The sequence below is a fragment of the Salinibacterium sp. GXW1014 genome (assembly GCF_044769865.1).
Classification (GTDB): domain Bacteria; phylum Actinomycetota; class Actinomycetes; order Actinomycetales; family Microbacteriaceae; genus Homoserinimonas.
In genome coordinates this window covers 443,759-466,167 of sequence record NZ_JBIZWA010000002.1, presented here as the reverse complement: position 1 = coordinate 466,167, position 22,409 = coordinate 443,759, and the positions used below count along the sequence as shown (strand labels likewise).

General features: G+C 66.6%; 25 protein-coding genes. 11 read left to right on the top strand and 14 right to left on the bottom strand.

Translation table 11 applies throughout. The features are described 5' to 3' along the window. Positions 1-7: 7 nt before the first annotated feature. Complete coding sequence (locus ACIQK7_RS11990; protein WP_403025094.1) at positions 8-811, bottom strand: TrmH family RNA methyltransferase; 804 nt, start codon at positions 809-811, stop codon at positions 8-10. 114 nt (positions 812-925) lie between these two features. Between ACIQK7_RS11990 and ACIQK7_RS11985 the strand changes: the two genes are divergently transcribed. Together ACIQK7_RS11985 and ACIQK7_RS11980 are read left to right on the top strand one after the other, a co-directional pair. Beyond that, on the top strand, positions 926-1,786 hold the full coding sequence (locus ACIQK7_RS11985; RefSeq protein WP_403025091.1) for a Sir2 family NAD-dependent protein deacetylase: 861 nt from the start codon (positions 926-928) through the stop codon (positions 1,784-1,786). Next, positions 1,783-2,421: a histidine phosphatase family protein gene (locus ACIQK7_RS11980; protein WP_403025088.1), complete on the top strand. Its 639-nt coding sequence runs from the start codon at positions 1,783-1,785 to the stop codon at positions 2,419-2,421. The genes ACIQK7_RS11985 and ACIQK7_RS11980 overlap by 4 nt, the downstream gene beginning before the upstream one ends. On the opposite strand, the gene ACIQK7_RS11975 is transcribed toward ACIQK7_RS11980, so the two are convergent. Both ACIQK7_RS11975 and ACIQK7_RS11970 read right to left on the bottom strand, forming a co-directional pair. Then, entirely contained in the window at positions 2,375-3,484 is a 1,110-nt protein-coding gene (locus ACIQK7_RS11975) for a glycosyltransferase family 4 protein (RefSeq protein ID WP_403025085.1), read from the bottom strand. The genes ACIQK7_RS11980 and ACIQK7_RS11975 overlap by 47 nt on opposite strands. Further along, positions 3,481-4,395, bottom strand: a complete 915-nt coding sequence (locus tag ACIQK7_RS11970; protein WP_403025082.1) for an alpha/beta fold hydrolase — start codon at positions 4,393-4,395, stop codon at positions 3,481-3,483. The genes ACIQK7_RS11975 and ACIQK7_RS11970 overlap by 4 nt, the downstream gene beginning before the upstream one ends. A gap of 106 nt (positions 4,396-4,501) precedes the next feature. On the opposite strand from ACIQK7_RS11970, the gene treS reads away from it, so the two are divergent. Together treS and ACIQK7_RS11960 are read left to right on the top strand one after the other, a co-directional pair. Then, positions 4,502-6,205, top strand: a complete 1,704-nt coding sequence (gene treS, locus ACIQK7_RS11965) for a maltose alpha-D-glucosyltransferase (protein ID WP_403025079.1) — start codon at positions 4,502-4,504, stop codon at positions 6,203-6,205. 52 nt (positions 6,206-6,257) lie between these two features. Continuing rightward, the gene (locus ACIQK7_RS11960; protein ID WP_403025076.1) at positions 6,258-6,947 is read left to right on the top strand and encodes an exonuclease domain-containing protein; all 690 of its coding nucleotides are present in this window, start codon (positions 6,258-6,260) and stop codon (positions 6,945-6,947) included. Between the two features lie 114 nt (positions 6,948-7,061). On the opposite strand, the gene ACIQK7_RS11955 is transcribed toward ACIQK7_RS11960, so the two are convergent. From ACIQK7_RS11955 to glgA, 3 genes are all read right to left on the bottom strand, one after another. Beyond that, entirely contained in the window at positions 7,062-7,313 is a 252-nt protein-coding gene (locus ACIQK7_RS11955) for a type B 50S ribosomal protein L31 (RefSeq protein WP_403025073.1), read from the bottom strand. Positions 7,314-7,401: 88 nt separating this feature from the next. Continuing rightward, positions 7,402-8,184 carry an ABC transporter ATP-binding protein gene (locus ACIQK7_RS11950; RefSeq protein ID WP_403025070.1) on the bottom strand — a complete coding sequence of 261 codons (783 nt, stop codon included), beginning with the start codon at positions 8,182-8,184 and terminating at the stop codon, positions 7,402-7,404. Positions 8,185-8,216: 32 nt separating this feature from the next. Then, positions 8,217-9,419 carry a glycogen synthase gene (gene glgA / locus ACIQK7_RS11945; protein ID WP_403025067.1) on the bottom strand — a complete coding sequence of 401 codons (1,203 nt, stop codon included), beginning with the start codon at positions 9,417-9,419 and terminating at the stop codon, positions 8,217-8,219. Positions 9,420-9,465: 46 nt separating this feature from the next. Here glgA and glgC point away from each other — a divergent pair, with 46 nt between their 5' ends. Next, complete coding sequence (glgC, locus tag ACIQK7_RS11940) at positions 9,466-10,707, top strand: glucose-1-phosphate adenylyltransferase (RefSeq protein ID WP_147721208.1); 1,242 nt, start codon at positions 9,466-9,468, stop codon at positions 10,705-10,707. Positions 10,708-10,746: 39 nt separating this feature from the next. After that, positions 10,747-11,385, top strand: a complete 639-nt coding sequence (gene serB, locus ACIQK7_RS11935; protein WP_403025064.1) for a phosphoserine phosphatase SerB — start codon at positions 10,747-10,749, stop codon at positions 11,383-11,385. 15 nt (positions 11,386-11,400) lie between these two features. On the opposite strand, the gene ACIQK7_RS11930 is transcribed toward serB, so the two are convergent. Then, positions 11,401-12,108 carry a beta-ketoacyl-ACP reductase gene (locus tag ACIQK7_RS11930; RefSeq protein ID WP_403025061.1) on the bottom strand — a complete coding sequence of 236 codons (708 nt, stop codon included), beginning with the start codon at positions 12,106-12,108 and terminating at the stop codon, positions 11,401-11,403. A 119-nt stretch (positions 12,109-12,227) separates the two neighbouring features. On the opposite strand from ACIQK7_RS11930, the gene ACIQK7_RS11925 reads away from it, so the two are divergent. The 3 genes from ACIQK7_RS11925 to ACIQK7_RS11915 are packed head-to-tail and all read left to right on the top strand — an operon-like array spanning position 12,228 to position 13,572. Continuing rightward, entirely contained in the window at positions 12,228-12,506 is a 279-nt protein-coding gene (locus tag ACIQK7_RS11925) for a DUF3099 domain-containing protein (RefSeq protein ID WP_403025059.1), read from the top strand. Then, complete coding sequence (locus ACIQK7_RS11920; RefSeq protein ID WP_403025056.1) at positions 12,503-12,721, top strand: hypothetical protein; 219 nt, start codon at positions 12,503-12,505, stop codon at positions 12,719-12,721. Before ACIQK7_RS11925 ends, ACIQK7_RS11920 begins: the two co-directional genes overlap by 4 nt. Then, complete coding sequence (locus ACIQK7_RS11915) at positions 12,718-13,572, top strand: SURF1 family protein (RefSeq protein WP_403025054.1); 855 nt, start codon at positions 12,718-12,720, stop codon at positions 13,570-13,572. The genes ACIQK7_RS11920 and ACIQK7_RS11915 overlap by 4 nt, the downstream gene beginning before the upstream one ends. A gap of 6 nt (positions 13,573-13,578) precedes the next feature. Here the strand turns inward: ACIQK7_RS11915 and ACIQK7_RS11910 are convergent, their stop codons facing one another. Next, positions 13,579-15,177, bottom strand: a complete 1,599-nt coding sequence (locus ACIQK7_RS11910; protein WP_403025051.1) for an ABC-F family ATP-binding cassette domain-containing protein — start codon at positions 15,175-15,177, stop codon at positions 13,579-13,581. A gap of 106 nt (positions 15,178-15,283) precedes the next feature. Here ACIQK7_RS11910 and ACIQK7_RS11905 point away from each other — a divergent pair, with 106 nt between their 5' ends. Next, on the top strand, positions 15,284-15,946 hold the full coding sequence (locus ACIQK7_RS11905; protein WP_403025048.1) for a biotin transporter BioY: 663 nt from the start codon (positions 15,284-15,286) through the stop codon (positions 15,944-15,946). A gap of 8 nt (positions 15,947-15,954) precedes the next feature. Here the strand turns inward: ACIQK7_RS11905 and ACIQK7_RS11900 are convergent, their stop codons facing one another. The 5 genes from ACIQK7_RS11900 to sufB all read right to left on the bottom strand — a co-directional run bounded on the left by ACIQK7_RS11900 (position 15,955) and on the right by sufB (position 20,066). Continuing rightward, positions 15,955-16,284, bottom strand: coding sequence for a metal-sulfur cluster assembly factor (locus tag ACIQK7_RS11900; protein WP_147721214.1), 330 nt, complete (start codon positions 16,282-16,284; stop codon positions 15,955-15,957). Positions 16,285-16,288: 4 nt separating this feature from the next. Next, entirely contained in the window at positions 16,289-17,053 is a 765-nt protein-coding gene (gene sufC / locus ACIQK7_RS11895; RefSeq protein ID WP_403025044.1) for a Fe-S cluster assembly ATPase SufC, read from the bottom strand. A gap of 71 nt (positions 17,054-17,124) precedes the next feature. Then, the gene (locus tag ACIQK7_RS11890) at positions 17,125-17,448 is read right to left on the bottom strand and encodes a non-heme iron oxygenase ferredoxin subunit (RefSeq protein WP_403025041.1); all 324 of its coding nucleotides are present in this window, start codon (positions 17,446-17,448) and stop codon (positions 17,125-17,127) included. Then, positions 17,445-18,647 carry a Fe-S cluster assembly protein SufD gene (gene sufD, locus ACIQK7_RS11885; RefSeq protein ID WP_403025039.1) on the bottom strand — a complete coding sequence of 401 codons (1,203 nt, stop codon included), beginning with the start codon at positions 18,645-18,647 and terminating at the stop codon, positions 17,445-17,447. Before sufD ends, ACIQK7_RS11890 begins: the two co-directional genes overlap by 4 nt. Then, positions 18,648-20,066 (bottom strand): Fe-S cluster assembly protein SufB, encoded by a 1,419-nt coding sequence (sufB, locus tag ACIQK7_RS11880; RefSeq protein ID WP_403025036.1) that lies wholly within the window; start codon positions 20,064-20,066, stop codon positions 18,648-18,650. A gap of 316 nt (positions 20,067-20,382) precedes the next feature. Here sufB and ACIQK7_RS11875 point away from each other — a divergent pair, with 316 nt between their 5' ends. After that, entirely contained in the window at positions 20,383-21,441 is a 1,059-nt protein-coding gene (locus ACIQK7_RS11875) for a heme A synthase (RefSeq protein ID WP_403025700.1), read from the top strand. Positions 21,442-21,474: 33 nt separating this feature from the next. Here ACIQK7_RS11875 and ACIQK7_RS11870 read toward each other — a convergent pair whose 3' ends face one another. Continuing rightward, positions 21,475-22,395 (bottom strand): heme o synthase, encoded by a 921-nt coding sequence (locus tag ACIQK7_RS11870; RefSeq protein WP_403025033.1) that lies wholly within the window; start codon positions 22,393-22,395, stop codon positions 21,475-21,477. Between the last annotated feature and the right edge of the window lie 14 nt (positions 22,396-22,409).

Here is a 22,409-nt window from a genome sequence, read left to right as displayed (position 1 = left end):
CGCGCCCTCAGCGCACGCGCAGCTCCCACATGGCGACGGCACTCGCGGCGGCCACGTTGAGCGAATCGATGCCGCGCGACATGGGGATCGTCACGACCGTGTCGGCCGCGGCGATCGCAGCGCGGCTGAGCCCATCACCCTCCGTGCCCAGCACGAGGGCGATCCGCTCGGGAGCAGCCGCGGCGAATGTGTCGAGCGTCACCGCGCCGTCCTCCAGCGCGAGGGCTGCGATGTGGAACCCGGCGTCAGAGAGGATCTCCCGCGCCTCGGGCCATTCAGGGAGCCTCGTCCAGGGAACCTGCAACACGCTCCCCATGCTGACGCGCACGCTGCGTCGGTAGAAGGGGTCTGCGCAGCGCGGCGTGATGAGCACGGCATCCGCCCCGAGTCCTGCCGCCGCGCGGAAGATGGCGCCGACATTCGTGTGGTCGGCGAGATCCTCGAGGATCACGACCCGCCGAGCATCCGAGATGGTCTCGGCGACGGATGCCAACGGGGGCCGGTGCATCGACGCGAGCGCGCCCCGGTGCAGGCTGAACCCCGTGAGCGCCGTGAGCACGGCGTCGTCGCCGACGTAGACCGGCACGTCGAACCGTTCAGCGTGTTCAGCGACGTCGGGCAGCCACTTCTCGAGTACGAGGAATGACCGCGGGCGGTGGCCGGCATCGATTGCGCGGCCGATGACCTTGGAGGACTCGGCGATGTAGAGGCCGCCCGCCGGCTCCTGCAGTCTGCGCAGCACGACGTCGGTGAGACGTGCATAGTCGTCCAGTCCGGGCGCGGAGAGGTCCTCCACCCTGATCGTGCGCATGTGTGACTCTTCCAGCTCCGGGGACCCGATTCGGTGCCCCGAGGAAACATATCGGATGCCGCGAACGCTTAAGGTGTGAGAGGGCGTTTCCACTTCGCCCGCGACGAGGAACCGATGCCAGAAGACACCCCCGCGACGCTCCGCCACGCGACGTCGCCCTCCCCCGAGTCGCTCGATGCCGCCGCCGCGCTCATTCGGGGCAGGACGCTCGCCGTGCTGACGGGTGCCGGTCTCAGCACCGACTCGGGAATCCCCGACTACCGCGGCGAGGGTGCGCCCGCGCGTTCACCCATGACGTTCTCCCAGTTCCTCGAGAGCGAGCAGTACCGCAAGCGCTACTGGGCCGGCAGCCACCTCGGATGGCGGGCCTTCTCTCGCGCGCAGCCCAACGCGGGACACCTGGCCCTTGCCGCGCTTGAGACGGGCGGCGTTGCCAATGGCGTCGTGACGCAGAACGTCGATGGCCTCCACGTCGAGGCCGGGTCCGCCAAGGTCGTGGACCTGCACGGGTCGATGGCGCGGGTCAAGTGCCTCGACTGCGGGCAGTTCTTCGCCCGCTCGGCCGTGGCCGAGACGATCGTCGCTGCGAACCCCTGGCTCGAGGAACCCGGGGCGGTCGAACTGGGCCCGGATGGGGACGTGGCGCCTGGCAGGCTCGGCGACTTCACGATCCCGTCCTGTACGGTCTGCGGCGGGATGCTCAAGCCAGACGTCGTCTTCTTCGGCGAGTTCGTGCCGACCGAACGATTCGCCGAGGCACGGGCCCTCGTGCACAGCGCCGACGTCTTCCTGGTGGCTGGCTCCTCCCTCGTCGTGAACTCGGGCATCCGCCTGCTCGAGGTGGCCCTGCGCAGGCGCGCGCCCGTCATCATCGTCAACCGGGGCATGACCAAGGGCGACGGCCGCGCGGCGCTCAAGATCGATGCCGGGGCCAGCCCCACGCTCGAAGGTCTCGTGGAACGGCTGCTGCCGTGACCCGGCTCGTGTTGGTACGCCACGGCGAGACCGACTGGAACCGCGCGCGACGCGTGCAGGGTCGCACCGACATCCCGCTCAACGAGACGGGGCGGACCCAGGCGCGACGCACGGCCGCGGCACTCGCGGGCCAGCGCTGGGACGCCATCTACGCGAGCCCCCTCTCGCGTGCCTACGAGACGGCTCGCATCATGGCGGAGTCGCTGGGTCTCGCCGCGCCCGAGGTGCGCGACGCACTCATGGAACGCAACTACGGCGAGGCAGAGGGTTTGACTGGGCAGGAGGTCGAAGCACGCTTTCCTGGCTCCATCGACGTACCCGGCCGTGAGCGGCGCTCGCATGCCGTGGCCCGTGCCATCCCCGCGCTTGAGGACATCGCGGAGGAACACCCCGGTGGCCGTGTGCTCGTGGTGACGCATGGCGGCCTCATCCGCTCCCTCCTCATGCGCCTGGAGCCCGGGGAAGGCGACCACCACACGGAGGCCATCCCCAACGGCTCGGTGCACTCACTCGACTACGCGGAGGGCGCGCTCGCGCTCGTCGGCTTCAACGAGGAGCTCGTCGTGCCCGGCGAGGGCGATGAAGACATCACCGAGCAGAACCCCGTCGAGGGCCGCGAATCCGACCGCGAGTGAGCGGATGCTTCATGAGCTCCTGTGCGAGTTCATAGAGCGTGCGAGCCGAGCGTTCCCAGGTGAACTCCTGCACCTGCTGGCTAGCGAGCTCCGATCGCCGCTCCCACTCCCCCGGTGTTTCGAGTTCGCACACCCGCGCCGCGAGTTCGGCAGGGTCATCCGGATCGAAGTAACCGGCCGCGTCACCGCCGATCTCGTGGAAGACGGGGATGTCGCTCACGACGATCGGCGTGCCCTGCGCCATCGCCTCAACGAGCGGGATGCCGAAGCCCTCGTCGCGTGATGCGGAGACGAGGGCCGTCGCGCCCTTGAGCAGCTCGCGGTATTCCTCGTCGCTGACACCGTCCTTGAAGACGAGGGCGCCGACGGGGGCAAGCGCCTCGAGTCGTCGTCGCTCGTCCTCGCTCGCCCTGCTGAGGAGGAGCGCCGTGTATCCCGGGAGGTGGTGGAGTGCCCTGGCGATCAACTCGACGTTTTTGTAGGGCATGAAGGACCCCATGTAGACGAGTTCGCGACGCTGCGGGGCGCGCCGCGGTGCCACCGGCTCCTGTCTCACGGCACTGCGCACGACTGTGAGGGGTCGATCCGTGATGCCGGCAGCCCGGATCTCCCGACTCGTCGTGTAGGAGCCCGTCACAATGGCATCCGCTCTCCGCAGGAGCATGCGCACGGGCAGGTAGGTCCAGTGGTACACCCGCCAGCCAGCCCGAACGGCCCACGAGAACTCGCGCGGCGGGGTCGGGCTGCGGTAGTAGATCAGGTCGTGCAGTGTGAGGATGAAGCGATAGCGACGGCCGCAGGACCCCATCATCTGCATGGGCGTGAAGACGACGTCGGGCTTGGCACGGTTGACGATGAGCGAGACCCACGGCTCGCGAAGGCTCGTGGGGTCAGTCCCCATAATCCAGGGCAGGTCCGGCAGCATCGCGAGCTGTCGCTCATCGCTGATGAGCATCGTGACCGGCGTGAGTCGAGCGAGTTCGGTGACGAGCTCCGCCGTGTAGCGGCTGATGCCATCGTGACGCTCCAGCCGCGTGTACCGGCAGTCGAAGACGATCTTCACGAGGCGCGGTGGCGGGCCAGGAATGCTTCGATGGCGGATGCCGCGACTGCCGGCGTCTCGTAGTGGATGAGATGCCCGACCTCCGGGATCACGACGAGCTCAGAACCTGCGATAGCCCCGTTGAGCGCACGGATCGCGGAGAGCGGCGTGATGTCGTCGCGCTCTGCCGCCACGAGCAGGGTCGGCGGCGTGATCGCATGGGCGAACTCGCCGACCGATCGGGTGACGGATGCGTCGAAGCCCTCCAGGATCGTCTGCTTCGACGCGAAGCGGCTGAAATAGGTGTCGTGCTGGCCGTGGATCCACCGGCGCAGGCCCCTGTTCTTCGTCTTCGCCAGGGCGATGCTCATGCCCCGCACGATGACGGGCGAGCCGAGGAAGGCGCGGGCGGCGCGCTCCGGCAACAGGCGGGCGGAGCGGTAGAACCCGACGGTGAGCGCTGTCGCGACGGGCCGCGGGCCCTCGAGCCCCGGCACCGCGATGGGGTTCACGAGCACGATGGCGGGCGCAGTGAGGCCGCGGGCCACGGCGGCTGAGACGACGATCGAGCCGAAGGAGTGGCCCAGTACGGCCGCGTTCCCAGTCAGCCCGAGGGCCTCCATGAAGGCGATGAGCCAGGTGGCGTATCCGTCGATGTCGTGTGCGGCCTCCGTCATGGCGCCGGACTCACCGAAGCCGGGGAGGTCAGGCGCGATGAAGCGCATGCCCGGAAGGTGGGCCACGATCGGCTCGAGCCCGTGGTGCTCGCCGCGATAGCCGTGCACCAGAACGACCGTGGTCGTGGCATCCGCGTCGCCGTAGGTCCAGTACTTGGTCTCGTTGCCCAACAGCGTCACCGACTGTTGTGTGACCGGGATACGGGCGAGTTGCTGCGCGTAGGGCGATGCCGCATGCGGCGACTGGGCATTCATCGGCCCCAGTCTACGGTTCGGCTGGGCGTCAGCCGTTTCACACCCGGGATGGTCGCGGTCGACTTAGACTCGAGACGATGATCCGTCACCAGCCCAGAGGAGACTCGTGAGCTTCACCGCACCCATCCAGTTGCCCGGTCTCACCCTTGACCCCCTGTGGCACCGCAGGTCTGTCTTCTACCAGGTGATGGTGCGGTCATTCGTCGACAGCAACGGTGACGGCAATGGTGACCTGGCGGGCCTGATCTCGCGTCTCGACTACCTGCAGTGGCTTGGGGTCGACGCCCTCTGGATCCCGCCGTTCTTCACCTCGCCCCTGCGCGACGGTGGCTACGACGTCGCCGACTACAAGTCGATCCTGCCCGAGTTCGGCACGCTCGATGAGTTCCGTGACCTCGTGACGAAGGCGCACGAGCGCAACATGCGCGTCATCATCGATCTTCCGCTCAACCACACCTCCGACCAGCACGAGTGGTTCCAGCAGTCACGCACCGACCCGGATGGTCCCTACGGCGACTTCTATGTCTGGAGCGACAGCGACGAGAAGTACCCAAACATCCGCATCATCTTCACCGACTACGAGGAATCGAACTGGGCCTTCGACTCGGAGCGCCGCCAGTTCTACTTCCACCGCTTCTTCTCGCACCAGCCCGACCTCAACTTCGACAACCCGGCCGTGCACGACGCCGTCTTCGAGATCGTGCGCTTCTGGCTCGACCTGGGCGTCGACGGCTTCCGCCTCGATGCGATCCCCTACCTCTACGAGTCGGATGAGGGCAATGGCGAGGGCGAGCCCAAGACCCACGAGTTCCTCAAGAAGCTGCGAGCCATGGTCGACCGCGACTACCCGGGTCGCATCATGATCGCCGAGGCCAACCAGTGGCCCCGCGAGGTCGCCGCATTCCTCGGCACGGAGGAGGAGCCGGAGTGCCACATGGCATTCGACTTCCCCGTCATGCCCCGCATCTTCTACTCGCTCCGCTCGCAGAATGCCAAGGAGCTTGTGCAGGTGCTCAGTGAGACGACTGACATCCCTGAGGGTGCTGGCTGGGGGGTGTTCCTGCGCAATCACGACGAGCTGACCCTCGAGATGGTCTCCGAGGAGTATCGCCAGGCGATGTACGGCTGGTATGCCTACGACCCGCGGATGCGCGTCAACGTCGGTATTCGTCGGCGGCTCGCTCCCCTGCTCGACAACTCACGCGACGAGCTCGAACTCGCGCACGCACTCCTCTTCTCGCTGCCCGGCAGTCCATTCATCTACTACGGCGACGAGATCGGGATGGGCGACAACATCTGGCTCGACGACCGCGATGCATCCCGCACGCCCATGCAGTGGACGCCAGACCGCAACGCCGGGTTCTCGACGGCCGATCCGGGAAAGCTCTACCTGCCAGTCGTCCAGTCTCTCGTCTACAACTACACCCAGACGAATGTCGAGTCGCAGCTTGCGCAGTCACGGTCGCTCCTGCACTGGGTGCGCAACGTCATCCACGTGCGCAAGGCGCATCCCGTGTTCGGCCTCGGCAGCATCCGCGTGCTGGAGACGAGTCACGAGTCGGTGCTCGCCTTCGTGCGTTCCTATGAGGGCGCTGGTACGCAGTTCGGTGACCCGGCGGAAGACGTGCTGTGCGTCTTCAGCTTCGCGCACAACCCAATCTCGGTCACGATCAAGGCTGACGATCTCGCTGGCGCGCCCCTCGTCGACCTCTTCGGTGGCAGCGAGTTCCCCGCCTTCGATGACTCTGGGTCGCTGACACTGACGCTCGGCACGCAGAGCTTCTTCTGGCTGCACGTCGGTTTCCACTGACACCCCGCTGAGCTGCCCGAGCGGTGTCGGAGGTCGCCAATAGAGTGAGGGCGTGACTACTTCATGGGTTGATGTGCTGGGGGTCTTCGACCTGGAGACGACGGGGATCGACATCGAGACGAGCCGCATCGTCTCGGCGCATGTCGGCCTCATCGACGGCCTCGGCGCGAGCGTCGAGCAGCACCTCTGGCTCGCAGATCCCGGCGTCGAGATCCCGGCGCAGGCCGCCGCCGTGCACGGCATCACGACCGAGCGCGCCCGCACCCTCGGTCGCCCCGCGCGTGAGGTTGTCTCGGAGATCCTCGAGAGCCTCCGCCACCTCTTCGAGCGCGGCGTGCCCGTCACGGTCTTCAACGCGCCCTATGACCTGTCATTGCTGCAGCGGGAGGCGGTGCGCCACGGGCTCGAGCCGCTCGCCGAGCCGTTCCCCGTGATCGATCCGCTCGTGATCGACAAGGCGGTGGATCGCTACCGGCGCGGCAAGCGCACCCTCGAGGTCTCGGCGCAGCACTACGGGGTACCGCTCACCGACGCCCACGACGCGGGCGCCGATGCGATTGCGGCCGGACGTGTCGCCCAGGCGATCGTGCGGCGCTTCGCGGGTGACCTGCCGACGGATGCCGCGGGCCTTCACCACGCGCAGGTCGGGTGGTATGAGCAGCAGGCCGAGAGCTTCCAGGACTACATGCGGCGTACCAAGGACCCATCCTTCGTGACGTCGACGGCGTGGCCCCTGCGTTAGCAGTCGAACGGTCCGCCTCGTTCTTCGAGAACTCGCTCCCGGGCAAAGAAGAAGCGGGCGGCTGGCCGAAGCCAACCGCCCGCTGATTCGGGTGTGATCACCCGAGAAGACTGATCAGGAACCGAAGCCCTTGTAGCGGTTCTTGAACTTCTCGACGCGGCCAGCGGAGTCCATGATGCGCTGCTTGCCGGTGTAGAAGGGGTGCGACTCCGACGAGATCTCGACGTCGATGACGGGGTAGGTGTTGCCGTCTTCCCACTCGATGGTCTTGTCGCTGCCGACGGTGGACCGGGTCAGGAACGTGGCGCCCGACGCGAGGTCACGGAAGACGACGGGTGCGTACTCGGGGTGGATGCCAGACTTCATTGGTACTTCCTTGAGTGGGATGTCATGGGACAGGTGAGAAAAGACAGAAACTCGTGGCTCAACGGCCAACCATCTACGATACCAGAACTTAGGAGGCGCGCGCGGTGTAGCGGCCCTCGTCGTTGCGGATCTCGAGTCCGAGGCCGAATGTGTCGCTCAGCAGCTCGGAGGTCAGCACCTCATCGATCGGGCCGGCCGCCCGGATTCCGCCCTCTGCCATGAGCATCGCGTGGCTGAATCCGACGGGGATCTCCTCGACATGATGTGTGACCATGACGATGGCGGGAGCATCCTGCGAAGAGGCGTAGCCGCTCAGCAGCTGCAGCAGTTCCTCGCGCGAGCCGAGGTCGAGGCTTGCGGCCGGTTCGTCGAGGAGCAGGATCTCGGGATCGGTCATGACGGAGCGTGCGATCTGCACCCGCTTCTGCTCGCCGTCGCTCAGGTCACCGAAGCGGCGTTCGGCGAGGTGGCTGAGCTTCCATTCGGCAAGCACACGTTCGGCACGGCGGGTGTCGAGTTCCTCGTAGGACTCGGTCCAGCGCCCCGTGACGGAGTACGCCGCCGTCATGACGACGTCAATGACACGCTCGTTTCGGGGCAGGCGACGCGCCATGGCGGTGGATGCGAAACCGATGCGCGGGCGCAGCTCGAAGACGTCGACGCTTCCGAGCCGCGCGTCGAGCAGTTCTGCCTCACCCGATGTCGGGTGGATGAGCGCCGAGGCGAGCTGGAGGAGCGTCGTCTTGCCCGCTCCGTTCGGGCCCAGGATGACCCAGCGCTCTTCGCTGTCGACGTTCCAGTCGATCGAATCGAGAATGCGGTTCCCATCTCGCACAACGGACACATCAGAGAGCTTGAGAACGCTGGCCATGAACTAAACCCTACCCTCAGTGACTGCGTCTTTCAGGGTGACACAGCGGGCGCGGAAAGGAGGCTGCGATAGATCTCCTCCGTGCGGCGCGCGATGCGGGACCAGCCGAACTCCTGCTCGGCGCGACGTCGTCCCGCCTCGCCCATCCGAGCGGCCGCCTCTGGGTCGGAGACGACCTCGAGCAGTGCCTGCGCGAGGTCCTGCACGAAGCGCTCGGGATCGAGCGGGGTGCCGGATCCGTCGTCGACCTGCTCGATGGGCACGAGTCGCCCCGTGACACCGTCGTCGACGACCTCGGGGATTCCGCCCGTTGCGGTCCCCACGACGGCCGCACCACACGCCATGGCTTCGAGATTCACGATGCCGAGCGGTTCGTAGACGGAGGGGCACACGAAGGTCGTTGCCGCCGTGAGCACGGCCGAGAGCTCATGGCGCGGGAGCACGCGGTCGATCCAGATGACTCCACCCCGGGCATCCTGCAGCTTCTGCACGGCGTCCCGCACCTCGGCCATGAGGGCGGGTGTGTCGGGCGCCCCGGCGCACAGGACGAGCTGCACGTCGCGCGGCAACTGCGCAGCCGCCTTGAGCAGGTAGGTGAGCCCCTTCTGTCGTGTGATCCGCCCGACGAAGACCACGGATGGGCGCGCGGGGTCGATGCCGAGCGAGCGCAGGGTCTCGGGGTCCTCCGTCGGTTTCCAGGCGTCGAGGTCGATGCCGTTGTAGACGACGTGCACCCTGTCTGGGTCGAGGTTCGGGTAGGAACGTAGGATGTCTCGGCGCATGCCCTCGCTCACTGCGATGACGGCAGCCGCACCCGAGAATGCCTGCTGCTCGATCCAACTCGAGACCCGATACCCGCCGCCGAGCTGCTCGGCTTTCCACGGGCGCAGCGGCTCAAGGCTGTGGGCGGTGACGACGTGCGGGATGCCGTGGAGGAGGCTCGCGACGTGCCCCGCGCCATTCGCGTACCAGGTGTGGGAGTGCACGATATCGGCGCCCGCGACATCCTGTGCGATCTCGAGGTCAGTGCCGAGGGTCGTGAGCGCCGCGTTTGCCGATTGGAGGCCACCCGGCGTCGTGTATGCCGTCACTCCCGATTCGGCGCGTTCGGCGCCGAAACAGCGCACCTGCACGTCAAGCGTGTGCCTGAGCTCCTTGACCAGCTCGGCCACATGGACTCCGGCACCCCCGTAAACCTCGGGCGGGTACTCGCGGGTGACGACATCGACTCTCACAGCTTGAACGGTAGTACAGACGCATGTTCGCGCATACTGTGGAGCAATGGCCTCCCAGAAGATCTTCGGAATCGTCCTCGCCGGCGGCGAGGGCAAGCGCCTCATGCCCCTCACGGCAGACCGTGCGAAGCCCGCGGTGCCCTTCGCCGGCAACTATCGCCTCATCGACTTCGCCCTCTCCAACCTGATCAACTCGGGCCTCCGGCAGATCGTCGTGTTGACGCAGTACAAGTCGCACAGCCTCGACCGCCACGTCTCGCAGACCTGGCGGCTCTCCGGCCTGACGAACTCCTATGTGGCATCCGTGCCAGCGCAGCAGCGGCTCGGCAAGCGGTGGTTCGCGGGCTCCGCAGACGCGATCCTGCAGAGCCTCAACCTCCTCCGTGATGAGAAGCCCGACATCGTCGTCGTGGTCGGTGCCGATCACGTCTACCGCATGGACTTCAGCCAGATGATCGACGCTCACATCGAGTCCGGGGCTGGCGTCACGGTCGCCGCGATCCGCCAGCCGATCTCCCTCGCCAACCAATTCGGCGTCATCGAGGTGGAGAAGGACGATCCCACCCGCATCCACGCGTTCCACGAGAAGCCGCAGGAGCCAGTCGGCCTGCCCGACTCCCCCAACGAGGTGCTCGCGTCGATGGGCAACTACGTCTTCGACGCCGACGTACTGATGGATGCCGTGCTGCGTGACGGCGAGACGCCCTCGTCGAACCACGACATGGGCGGGGATATCGTGCCCGACTTCGTCTCGCGAGGCGACGCGGCCGTCTACGACCTGATCCGCAACGAGGTGCCGGGGGCTACGGACCGCGACCGCTACTACTGGCGCGACGTGGGAACGATCGACTCCTACTACGACGCACACCGGGATCTCATCTCGGCGTTGCCGGTCTTCAATCTCTACAACCGCACCTGGCCTATCTTCAACCAGCAGTTCAACGCTCCCCCGGCGAAGTTCGTGCGCGACGCCTCCGGCAACCTCGGCACGACGATCGACTCGATCGTCTCACTCGGGTCGCTCCTGTCGGGCGCACATGTCGAGCGCAGCGTGCTGGGACCGTGGGCGACGATCGAGTCCGGTGCCCGCGTCGTCGACTCGATCGTCTTCGACCACGTGCGCATCGGGCAGGGAGCGGTCGTGCAGCGGGCTATTCTGGACAAGGAAGTCGTTGTCGACCCGGGTGCGACAGTGGGGGTGGATGCCGCTGCTGACCGCTCGCGCGGCTATACCGTCACCGATTCGGGCATCACGGTCGTCGGCAAGGGAGTCCACGTCGTCACCTGATCCCGGCGCTGGTGCGCCGCCCGTCGTTTGGATGCGCCCATGCCCTTTCTCGTTGTGCTCGACGTCGACTCGACCCTCATCGAGAACGAGGTGATCGAGCTGCTCGCTGAGGAGGCGGGCAGCCTGGAACTCGTGGCGGATGTCACAGCGCGGGCGATGAACGGCGAGATCGACTTCGCGGAGAGCCTGCGCCTGCGCGTGGCGACCCTTGAGGGCCTCCCCGTCTCGGCCTTCGAGACCGTGCGCGGCCGTGTCGAGGTCACGAAGGGTGTGCCCGAGCTTGTGGCGGGTCTCCACGCCGCCGGAGCGAAGATCGGCGTGGTCTCGGGAGGCTTCCACGAGATCGTGGATCCCTTCGCCGCGAAACTCGACCTCGACTACTGCCGAGCCAACCGACTCGAGACGCGCGACGGGGTGTTGACGGGTCGAGTGTTGGGCGAGGTCATCCATGCGGAGGCCAAGGCGGATGCCATCGCGGAGTGGGCCCTGGATGCCGGAGTGCCCCTGCGTTGCACCGTCGCGGTCGGGGACGGTGCCAACGACCTGCGGATGATGGAACGCGCTGGGCTCTCGATCGCCTTTGATGCCAAGGCGCCCGTGCGCCAGGCGGCAGACCTCGTGCTCGACGAGCGGGACCTCTCCCTCGTGCTCGGCGCTCTGGGGCTCGGCGCCGACTGAGGGGTACTGAGCGGGCTAGTGCCCCATCCCGAGGCCGCCGTCGACAGGAATCACTGCTCCGCTGATGTAGGCGGCATCGTCGCTCGCGACCCAGGCGATGACGCGCGCGACCTCTTGGGGCGACGCGAAGCGGGCGGCCGGGATGCTCGCCTTGTACTGCGCCTGCGTGTCGGCCGGGAGTTCCGCCGTCATGTCGGTCTCGATGAAGCCGGGCGCCACGACGTTGGCGGTGATGCCCCTTGCGCCGAGTTCCCGCGTGACGGAGCGCGCAAGACCGACGAGGCCCGCCTTCGAGGCGGCGTAGTTGGCCTGCCCTGGGCCGCCGTAGAGACCCACGACGCTCGAGACGAGCACGATCCTGCCGTAGCGGGCCTTGAGCATGCCCTTCGAGGCGCGCTTCACGACCCGGAATGCACCCGTGAGGTTCGTGTCGACGACCGAGGTGAAGTCCTCGTCGCTCATCCGCATCAGGAGGGTGTCGCGAGTGATGCCGGCATTCGCGACGACGACCTCGACGGGGCCGAGCTCGGCCTCGATCTGGGTGAAGGCCGCATCGATCGACTCGGGATCAGTGACATCCGCGCGCACCGTCAGGCAACCCTCGGGGCCCTCGCCCGAACGTGCGGTCACGGCGACCCTGTGTCCCTGTGCCAGGAACTCCTCGGCGATCGCATACCCGATGCCCCGGTTGCCGCCCGTCACGAGCACAGTTCTCTTGGTCATCCTTGCCCTCATCACCTTGATCTCCGCGGTCGGAGATGTGCCGACGCACCCGTGCCGAGCCGTGTTCCGGTACCCGGCAAACTCATACGATCTTAGTCGTAGGCTAGAGCGAGACTCTCATGGCAAAGCCACAATCGATCACCTCCCTTCCGCCGTCGCCGGATGACGACCGCAGGAGCCGGATGCTGCGCTACACGATCGCGATGAGCATTCGCGTCGTGTGCCTCTTCGCGTGCTTCGTCGTGCCGGGTTGGTGGATCGTGATTCCCGCGATCGGCGCGATCGTACTGCCCTACATTGCGGTCGTCGTGGCAAATGTCTCGACGGGCGTGCGCGGCGGCGTCGAGGCGCCGGACCCGCGCAGTGTCGAGCGCTACCGCGGTGAAGGAGAGCAGTGATCACGCTGGACCAGGGCCCGCAGGCCCCGCAGTGCTCGCGTGCCGGCTGCCGTGCCGATGCCGGCTGGTCGGTCAACTGGCGCAACCCGCGCATCCATGACGAGTCCCGCACGAAGGTGTGGCTGGCGTGCGAGGAGCACGTCGACTACCTCCGCGACTACCTCGCGACACGGGACTTTCCCGTTGAGGCCGTTCCCTTCGGGGAGACTCGATGAGCGGCTGGCGCTTCGTGCTCTCGTGGCGCTGGGCGGGCTACACGGCACTCGTCATCGTCTTCGCGATCGCCAGCTGTGGTTTCGGCAACTGGCAGTTCGACCGGCGTGCTGAAGCACAGCATGCGATTGCCCTCGTCGAGGCGAACTATGAGCGCGAACCCGTGCCCGTCGCCTCAGCGCTTGACACGCTCGACGCCTACGACGAGAGCCAGAAGTGGACGCCGGTCACGCTCAGCGGCACCTACCTCAAGGATGAGGAGGTGCTCGTGCGCAATCGTCCCTATCGGGGCTCGCCGGGCTTCGAGGTGCTCACTCCCCTGCTGCTTGACGACGGAACCGTCTTCGTCGTCAACCGCGGATGGGTTCCGACCGGCAACCTTCAGGACGCGCCCGACTCGGTCGCCGAGGCGCCCGACGGCCGGGTGACGGTCGTCGCTCGTTTGAAGGAGGGAGAGCCGATCCTCCCGGGACGAAGCTCCCCCATCGGCACGAACCAGATCGCGACGATCCACCTGCCAGAGGTCGCGGAGCGCGTGGACCTGCCCACCTACACGGGCGCCTACGGTGCGGTGGAGTCGCAGGAACCTGCGCCGAGCGAGACCCTCGTGACTCCACCCAAACCGGAACCGGATGAGGGTCCTCACCTCTCCTACGCCCTGCAGTGGTACGTCTTCGCGCTGCTCGCGTTCATCGGTCTCGGCTGGGCACTGCGCCAGGAGTACCGCGTCGTCAACTCTGAGGACGAGCGAGTGCAGCGGGATGCCGAGCGCCGCGAGGCTCGAAGGTCACGGCGATCGCCGAGCGACGCTGAGATCGAGGATGCCCTGCTCGACGAAGCGGCGCATCGCTAGACCTGATCAGGCGAGCGTGATGAGGTCCGCGTAGTCGGGGCTCCAGTGGTCCTCGACGCCGTCGGGAAGGATGAGCACGCGCTCCGGGTTCAGGGCCTCCACCGCGCCCTCATCGTGGCTCACGAGCACAACCGCTCCCGCATAGTTGGCAAGGGCATCCAGGATCTCGATCCGGCTCGCGGGGTCGAGGTTGTTCGTGGGCTCGTCGAGCAGGAGCACATTGGCGCCAGAGACGACGATCATCGCGAGCGCAAGACGGGTCTTCTCACCGCCCGAGAGCACCCCGGCAGGCTTGTGCGAGTCGTCGCCCGTGAAGAGGAACGATCCAAGGACCCTTCGCGCCTCGGTCTCGGTCAGATTCGGTGAGGCAGAGACCATGTTCTCGAGCACTGAGCGCTTGACGTCGAGCGTCTCGTGTTCCTGGGCGTAGTAGCCGATGCGGAGGCCGTGGCCCGGTTCCACCTGGCCCGTGTCGGGCTTGTCGACGCCGGCGAGCATCCGGAGCAGCGTGGTCTTGCCCGCACCATTGAGCCCGAGCACGACGACCTTCGAGCCGCGATCGATCGCGAGGTCGACCGCCGTGAAGATCTCGAGTGAGCCGTAGCTCTTGCTGAGATTCTTGGCGGTGAGAGGAGTGCGGCCGCAGGGGGCCGGCTCGGGGAAGCGGAGCTTGGCCACGCGGTCGGCCGAACGCACCTCTTCCAGGCCGGAGAGCATCTTCTCCGCACGGCGCACCATCTGGTGGGCAGCGGCCGCCTTGCTCGCCTTCGCACCGAAGCGCGCCGCCTGCTGCTGCAGCACGGTCGCCTTCTTCTCGACGTTGGCGCGCTCCTTCTTGCGGCGCTCCTCGTCGGCCTCGCGCTGGCGCAGGTAGTGCTTCCAGCCCATGTTGTAGACGTCGATCACCTGGCGGTTCGCGTCGAGGTAGAAGACCTTGTTGACGGTCTCCCCCACGAGTTCGATGTCGTGGCTGATGACGATGAAGCCGCCGGAGTAGCCCTTGAGGAACTCCCGGAGCCACACGACGGAGTCGGCATCCAGGTGGTTGGTCGGCTCGTCGAGGATCATGGTCTCGGCATCGGAGAACAGGATGCGCGCGAGCTCGATACGACGCCGCTGGCCGCCCGAGAGCGTCCTGAGCGGCTGGTCGAGGATGCGATCGGGGAGGTTGAGGTTGCTTGCGATCGATGCGGCTTCCGCTTCCGCCGCATAGCCTCCGAGCGCATCGAAGCGGTCGGTGAGGCGCGAGTACTTCTTCATCGCCGCTTCGGCCACTTCGGGGTCGCCCGAGCCCATTTGCGCACTCGCCTCTTGCATCCCGAGCACCAGCTGCCCAAGCCCGCGGGCGTCAAGGATGCGCGTGCGGGCGAGGTCGTCCGGGTTGCCGGAGCGGGGATCCTGGGGAAGGTAGCCGACCTCGCCGGATCGGTCGATCCGGCCGCTCGTGGGCAGCGTCTCGCCGGCGAGCGTCTTGGTCAGGGTCGTCTTGCCCGCGCCGTTACGGCCGACGAGTCCGATCTTGTCTCCCCTGTCGACGCGGAATGTGACGCCCTCCATGAGCGTGCGAGCTCCGACGCGGATCTCGAGGTCTTGCACGCTCAGCACAGGCAGCATCCATTCAGGGGCTCCGGTAGCGGAGCAGAGGGGAAGGGGGAAACCCCTAGTATATTTGCGTTTAGATGTGTGGGGGCTCCAGCACGAAAGGGTGAGGATGCTCGACCCAAGGACGGTGGGCCTGCGAGGGGCGTTCAACTCGCTCAATCGTCGACGCCTGCACCTCGGCCCCGACACGCTCGCGGACCGCGTGTTCGCGCCGTCGCTCCTCATGGATTTCGTGCTCGTGCTGTGCGGGGCGGCCATCGTTTCGCTCGCCGCCCAGTTCGTCGTCGCGCTGTGGCCGGTGCCGTCGACGGGCCAGATCATCGGCGTACTCCTCGTCGGATACTGCCTGGGTGCCCTGAGGGCCGGGCTCGCGCTCGTGCTCTATCTCGTGCTCGGCGGCGTCGGCGTTCCCGTGTTCAACAACGGCGGAGCCGGGTGGCAACACCTCTCGGGAGACACCGGCGGCTACCTCGTCGGCTTCGTCGTGGCGGCGGTCCTGGCAGGGCTGTGCGCCGCGCGAGGATGGGATCGCCGGTTCATCCCGAACTTCGTGTGGTCGTGGGTGATCACGCTCCTGGTCTACGCCTTCGGCGTCGCGCGACTCATGAACGTCCGCGGCTACGACCTGGGCAGCGCACTCAACGACGGATTCCTGCCGCTCGTCTTCGCGGGGGTCGTGAAAGTGCTGGCTGTCGCCATTGCGGTCCCCTTGGCGTGGCGCCTCGACGCGGGTCTCCCCACGCCGAAGCCATCACTGTCGACGAACGTCTGAGATCGTCCCTACATCGCGAAGCCGAGGGCCCGCATCATCTCGCGGCCGTCGTCCGTGATCTTCTCGGGACCCCACGGCGGCATCCACACCCAGTTGATGCGGAACTGCTCGACGACGCCATCGAGTGCCTGGGCGGTCTCATCCTCGATCACGTCGGTGAGGGGGCACCCTGCGGAGGTCAGCGTCATGCTGATGATGAGCGCGTCGTTCTCCTCGTCCCACGTGAGGTCGTAGATGAGGCCGAGGTCGACGATGTTGACGCCGAGCTCGGGGTCCATGACCTCTTTGAGCGCCTCTTCGACCTGGTTGAACAGTTGGGGCTCGAGTGCAACAGCCATGGCTCTAGCCTACGTTCGAGCCTGTGAGATAGCGATCGTAGCCCTCGTTCTCGAGACGGTCAGCCAGCTCGGGGCCGCCCTGCTCGGCAACGCGGCCGTCGACGAAGACGTGCACGAAGTCCGGCTTGATGTAGCGGAGGATGCGCGTGTAGTGCGTGATGAGCAGGATGCCGAGGTCAGTGGTCTCCCTGGCGCGGTTGACGCCCTCGGAGACGACCTTCAGCGCGTCGACGTCAAGCCCGGAGTCCGTCTCATCGAGCACGGCGAAGCGCGGCTTCAGGAGTTCCATCTGGAGGATCTCGTGGCGCTTCTTCTCGCCACCCGAGAAGCCCTCGTTGACGTTGCGCTCGGCGAAGGTGCGGTCCATCCGAAGGTTGTCCATCGACGCCCGCACGTCTTTGATCCAGCTGCGGATGGCCGGAGCCTCCCCGTCGATCGCGGTCTTGGCAGTGCGGAGGAAGTTCGAGACCGTGACGCCGGGGATCTCGACGGGGTACTGCATCGCGAGGAAGAGGCCGGCACGAGCCCGCTCGTCGACGCTCATCTCGAGCACGTCTTCACCATCGAGGGTGATCGTGCCGCTCTCGACCTTGTACTTGGGGTGTCCTGCGAGGGTATAGGCCAGCGTCGATTTGCCGGAGCCGTTGGGGCCCATGATCGCGTGGGTCTGACCCGACGTGAGAGTGAGGTCGACGCCCTTCAGGATCTGCTTGTCGCCCTGTTCGGTCTCGACGCTGACGTGGAGATCGCGGATGATCAGTTCTGACATTGTGCGAATTCTTCTTTCTCTTCGGCCGCTCTGGGCCGGATGTTCTGGGCCGGATGCTTTGGGCCGGGTGCTCAGGAGGGGTAGGTCGGCGTGGGGTCGACGAAGACGTCGCCGTCGACGACCGAGACCGCGAAGACCGGGACCGGTTCGTAGGCGGGCAGCGTCAGCGGCTTTCCGGTCTTGAGGGAGAACTGGGAGCCGTGCGCCCAGCACTCGAGGGTGTCATCCTCGACGAAGCCCTCCGACAGGGAGATGTCGCCGTGCGTGCAGGTGTCGCCGATGGCGTGGACGTCGCCGGCGGAGTCGCGCACGACCGCGATGGGCGTGTCGCCGATCACGACACGCACCGCCGCATTGACGGTCAGTTCGTCGAGGGCGCAGATTCGGACACTCATGCGCTCACCGCCAGCTCCGCTTCGACCGCCGCATCGAGACGCTCCTCGATCGACGGCACGCCGATCTTCTGGATGACCTCGCCCAGGAAGCCGCGGACGACGAGGCGGCGTGCCTCGTCCTCGGGAATCCCGCGTGCCTGGAGGTAGAAGAGCTGCTCGTCGTCGAAGCGGCCGCTCGCGCTGGCGTGGCCCGCGCCGAGAATGTCGCCCGTCTCGATCTCGAGGTTCGGCACGGAATCGGCGCGTGCGCCGTCGGAGAGCAGCAGGTTGCGGTTCTGCTCGTAGCTCTCCGTGCCGTTGCCCTCGCGGCCGATCAGCACGTCGCCGATCCACACGGTGTGCGCGCCGTCGCCCTGGAGGGCGCCCTTGTAGGTAACGGTCGACTTGGTTTGCGGGCCGTCGTGGTGCACGAAGACCTGGTGCTCGATGTGCTGTCCGGCGTCGGCGAAGTAGAGGCCGTAGAGCTCGACCTCGCCACGCTCTGCGCCGAGGTGCGCCGTCGGGTTGACACGCACGACGTCGCCGCTGAGCGTCACCGTCACGTGCTTGAGCCGAGCACCGCGTCCGACGCTCGCGAAATGGCTCGCGAGGTAGACGGCGTCATCGGCCCACTCGTGCAGCACGACGACGCTGAGGTCGGCATTGTCGTCGACGATGATCTCGACGTTCTCCGCGAGCATCGCGTCGCCCGCGTTCTCGAGCACGACCAGGCCGCGGGAGTTCGCGGTCGCGTGGATGACGAGGTGTGCCGCGCGAGCATTCGCGCCGATCGCCGACCGGCTCACAGTCGCGCTCGCCTCGTCACCCTCGAGGGTCACGACGAGGGCCTGCTCGAAGGTGCTCCAGGCGTTGGCGGATGCCCGGTCCTCCGGCTTTCCCGCGCGGCCGATGCGTGCATCGTCCCGCCCGGTCCACGCCACGCTCGCTCCGCCCTCTGTCGCGGCGGAGTATTCGTAGGTCGAACCGTCGAGTGCGTCGCCCGTCAGGGGCGCGACCTTCGCGAGCGGGGTGTACTTCCACTCGGCGTGGTTGGGCACGACCGCCTCGAAGTCGTTCACGTCATAGGACGCGAAGCGCTCCGAGCGCGTCTGCACGGGGGTGAGACCGAGGCCGCCCACGCTGTGCTGGCGTGACGCGATCTTGGAATGGTCGGTGGGAACTGCGGTATTGGCGTTCGCAGAGACTACGGGCGCTGACATCTATCCGACAGATCCTTCCATGCCCATCTCGATGAGCTTGTTCAACTCCATGGCGTACTCCATGGGCAGTTCGCGAGCGATCGGCTCAATGAAGCCACGCACGATCATCGCCATCGCCTCGTCTTCGGGCAGCCCACGCGACATCAGGTAGAAGAGCTGCTCCTCGCTGACGCGGGAAACCGTGGCCTCGTGCCCCATGACGACGTCGTCCTCACGGATGTCGGTCACGGGATAGGTGTCGGAGCGTGAGATCGTGTCGACGAGCAGCGCGTCGCAACGCACTGTGTTGGCAGAGTGGTGCGCCCCAGCCGCGATGCGGATCTCGCCGCGGTAGCCAGTGCGTCCCCCGCCGCGAGCGATCGACTTGGAAACGATCGACGACTGCGTGTGCGGCGCCATGTGCACCATCTTGGCACCGGCGTCCTGGTGCTGGCCCGGGCCGGCGAAGGCGACGGAGAGGGTCTCACCCTTGGCGCGCTCCCCCACGAGGTACACAGAGGGGTACTTCATGGTGACCTTGGAGCCGATGTTGCCGTCGACCCACTCCATGGTCGCTCCCTCGTGCGCGATCGCGCGCTTGGTGACGAGGTTGTAGACGTTGTTCGACCAGTTCTGGATCGTCGTGTAGCGAACGCGAGCGTTCTTCTTCACGATGATTTCGACGACGGCCGAATGCAGCGAATCCGACTTGTAGATGGGCGCCGTGCAGCCTTCGATGTAGTGCACGTAGCTGCCCTCGTCGGCGATGATGAGCGTGCGCTCGAACTGGCCCATGTTCTCCGTGTTGATGCGGAAGTAGGCCTGGAGCGGGATCTCGACGTGCACGCCGGGCGGCACGTAGACGAAGGAACCGCCAGACCACACGGCCGTGTTGAGCGCGGCGAACTTGTTGTCACCGGCCGGGATGACCGTGCCGAAGTACTCCTGGAAGATTTCCGGGTGCTCCCGAAGCGCGGTGTCGGTGTCGAGGAAGAGCACGCCCTGCTCCTCCAAATCCTCACGGATCTGGTGGTAGACGACCTCGGACTCGTACTGGGCGGCGACACCAGCGACGAGGCGCTGGCGCTCAGCCTCGGGGATGCCGAGCTTCTCGTAGGTGTTCTTGATCTCCTCGGGAAGGTCTTCCCAAGTGGCCGCCTGCTTCTCGGTCGAGCGCACGAAGTACTTGATGTTCTCGAAGTCGATGCCCGAGAGGTCAGCACCCCACGAGGGCATCGGCTTCTTGTAGAAGAGGGAGAGCGCCTTGAGGCGGTTCTTCAGCATCCACTCGGGTTCGTCCTTGAGCTGGGAGATGTCGGCGACAACCTCCGGGGAGAGTCCCCTGCGGGCTGACGAGCCGGCAACATCCGAGTCGGCCCAGCCGAACTCGTAAATTCCCAGGCTCGAGAGTTCCGGGCGGTCGATCAGAACGTCTGACATGGCATACCTCTTCATTCCTCACTGGCCCCAACAGGTCGGTGTGGGCAAACATTCCCGACCCGAGTGCCGTGACGGCACACTCGTGCGTGCGTTTCAATGCGCGGGGTCAATCGCAGGATCGGATGCGCGAAGCATCGTGCCCGAGCTGCCTGCCTAGAATGAACAGGAGGAACGGGGATGCACCCCGTATGTCTGCGCTGACACCCCGGCATTGGCTGTGTTCATGAACCCGTCAATTCTATAGGGTGCCGCTGCCGAAACGAGAAAGTTGCCAGTGAACCGCCAGTCGTCTAGCGAAGTCCGTCACCCTGGGTTCATCGGCAGCGTCCCCGCCCCCCTGGGCCGCGGCATCCGCATCGCCGCGTGGGCCTCCTTCTGTGCTGAGGTGCTCATCATCGCGACCGGTGGTGCCGTGCGCCTCACGGGTTCGGGCCTCGGATGTTCGGAGTGGCCGCTCTGCACTCCGGAGTCCCTCGTGCCGACCGCGGAGCAGGGCTTCCACGGCGTCATCGAGTTCGGCAACCGCACCCTGACGGGCCTCGTCGGCATCCTCGCGATCGTCGTGCTCCTCCTGACGCTCCGCGCGTTGGGCGGGCGGCGGTCTCTCTCCTCGGCGCTCGTCTTCGCCGCGGGTGCTCTCGGCGCCGGTGGCGTGGCCTGGACCGTCGCCTCCCTCCTTGGGTTCGAGGGAGACAAGGGCTTCCCGTTCTTCACGGCCGCACTCCTTCTGGTGACGATCATCGGGGCCGTGCGTTCTGTGCGCATAACCCCGGATCGACGTGACCTCTCCGTCCTGGCCTGGATCGTGCTCATCGGCGTCGTCGCACAGGCCTTCGTAGGCGGCATCACGGTGCTCACGCAGCTCAACCCATTCATTGTTGGCTTCCACTACGTGGCATCCGTGCTTCTCGTGACGGTCACGGCCGCCTACCTCGTCCGGCTGACGACGGTCGCCGGCCCTCGGGAGCGCGCCGTGCCGACATGGTTCGCCATCGCCACCCACGTCACGGGGCTTGCCCTCGCCGCCACCATCTTCTTCGGCGTGCTGACGACTGGCTCGGGCCCGCACTCGGGTGATGCGAATGTCATCCGTGAAGGCTTCGACGCGACCGTGCTCGCCCACGTCCACTCGTGGCCCGGCTACGTGCTCGCCGCGCTCGTGCTGGTGCTCTCGGTCGCTGCATGGATCCAGCACCTTCAGCCGCGCCGCTGGCTCCTCGTACTCGCCGCGATCATCGTTCTGCAGGTCATCGTCGGCGTGATCCAGGCCCGCGAGGGACTCCCCGCCCTGCTCGTCGGCATCCACATGGTGCTTGCCGCGTTGTCGGCCGCGACCTATGTCGTCGTGGTGCTGAGGCTCAAGCGGCCCGCCTAGAGCAACGGCCCGCCGAGAAGGGCAGCAGCGGGTCTAGAAGGGCAGCAGCGGGTCGACGCCCACGGCGACGAAGACGAGCGTCAGGTAGGTGATCGACGCGTGGAAGAGCTTCATGGGCTTGGCCTCTTCACCGCGGATGGCCCGGTTGTAGAGACGGTGCGACTCGATGATGAACCAGGCACCCGAACCGAGCGCCACGAGCGTGTAGGTGAGTCCCATGGGGTGCACGGGAATCAGCAGGAGTGAGCATCCGACGGTCGCCCACGCGTAGAGGATCGTCTGTAGGCCCACCTGCGCACGACCGCGGATCACGGCGAGCATGGGCACCTGGGCGCTCGCATAGTCGGCGCGGTACTTCATGGAGAGCGGCCAGTAGTGGGGCGGCGTCCACAGGAAGACGACGAGGAAGAGGATCAGTGGCGACCAGCTGATCGACTCCGTCACGGCGGCCCACCCGATGAGCACGGGGAAGCAGCCCGCGATGCCGCCCCAGATGATGTTCTGCGAGGTGCGGCGCTTGAGGATGAGCGAGTAGACGACGACGTAGAAGAAGATCGCCGCGGCGGAGAGCGCGGCGGCGAGCCAGTTGGTCGCGAAGTAGAGCACGCCGATCGACAGGAAGGTCAGCACCCACGAGAAGATGAGCGCCTCGCGGTCGCTGAGTGCGCCGGTCACGAGCGGACGGTTGCTCGTGCGCGCCATCACCCGGTCGATGTCGCGGTCGATGTAGCAGTTGAATGCCCCGGCCGCTCCAGCGCTGAGTGCACCACCGACGAGCGTCCACAGCATGAGCCAGAGGTTCGGGATGCCGCCCTGCGCCAGGATCATGACGGGGGCGGTCGTGACGAGCAGCAGCTCGATCACGCGGGGTTTCGTGAGGGCGAGATAGGCGCGGGCCTTTGCGATCCCGCGGGCCCGTTCCTGTCGGATCGGGGTGTCTACGGTTGCGTTCATCGCTCCTCTAACGG

Coding starts and splice junctions, on each gene's coding strand:
- ACIQK7_RS11990 (WP_403025094.1), bottom strand. CDS start 811: ATGCGCACGATCAGGGTGGAGGACCTCTCCGCGCCCGGACTGGACGAC.
- ACIQK7_RS11985 (WP_403025091.1), top strand. CDS start 926: ATGCCAGAAGACACCCCCGCGACGCTCCGCCACGCGACGTCGCCCTCC.
- ACIQK7_RS11970 (WP_403025082.1), bottom strand. CDS start 4,395: ATGAATGCCCAGTCGCCGCATGCGGCATCGCCCTACGCGCAGCAACTC.
- ACIQK7_RS11955 (WP_403025073.1), bottom strand. CDS start 7,313: ATGAAGTCTGGCATCCACCCCGAGTACGCACCCGTCGTCTTCCGTGAC.
- ACIQK7_RS11950 (WP_403025070.1), bottom strand. CDS start 8,184: ATGGCCAGCGTTCTCAAGCTCTCTGATGTGTCCGTTGTGCGAGATGGG.
- glgC (WP_147721208.1), top strand. CDS start 9,466: ATGGCCTCCCAGAAGATCTTCGGAATCGTCCTCGCCGGCGGCGAGGGC.
- serB (WP_403025064.1), top strand. CDS start 10,747: ATGCCCTTTCTCGTTGTGCTCGACGTCGACTCGACCCTCATCGAGAAC.
- ACIQK7_RS11930 (WP_403025061.1), bottom strand. CDS start 12,108: ATGACCAAGAGAACTGTGCTCGTGACGGGCGGCAACCGGGGCATCGGG.
- ACIQK7_RS11925 (WP_403025059.1), top strand. CDS start 12,228: ATGGCAAAGCCACAATCGATCACCTCCCTTCCGCCGTCGCCGGATGAC.
- ACIQK7_RS11915 (WP_403025054.1), top strand. CDS start 12,718: ATGAGCGGCTGGCGCTTCGTGCTCTCGTGGCGCTGGGCGGGCTACACG.
- ACIQK7_RS11905 (WP_403025048.1), top strand. CDS start 15,284: ATGCTCGACCCAAGGACGGTGGGCCTGCGAGGGGCGTTCAACTCGCTC.
- ACIQK7_RS11900 (WP_147721214.1), bottom strand. CDS start 16,284: ATGGCTGTTGCACTCGAGCCCCAACTGTTCAACCAGGTCGAAGAGGCG.
- sufC (WP_403025044.1), bottom strand. CDS start 17,053: ATGTCAGAACTGATCATCCGCGATCTCCACGTCAGCGTCGAGACCGAA.
- ACIQK7_RS11890 (WP_403025041.1), bottom strand. CDS start 17,448: ATGAGTGTCCGAATCTGCGCCCTCGACGAACTGACCGTCAATGCGGCG.
- sufD (WP_403025039.1), bottom strand. CDS start 18,647: ATGTCAGCGCCCGTAGTCTCTGCGAACGCCAATACCGCAGTTCCCACC.
- sufB (WP_403025036.1), bottom strand. CDS start 20,066: ATGTCAGACGTTCTGATCGACCGCCCGGAACTCTCGAGCCTGGGAATT.
- ACIQK7_RS11870 (WP_403025033.1), bottom strand. CDS start 22,395: ATGAACGCAACCGTAGACACCCCGATCCGACAGGAACGGGCCCGCGGG.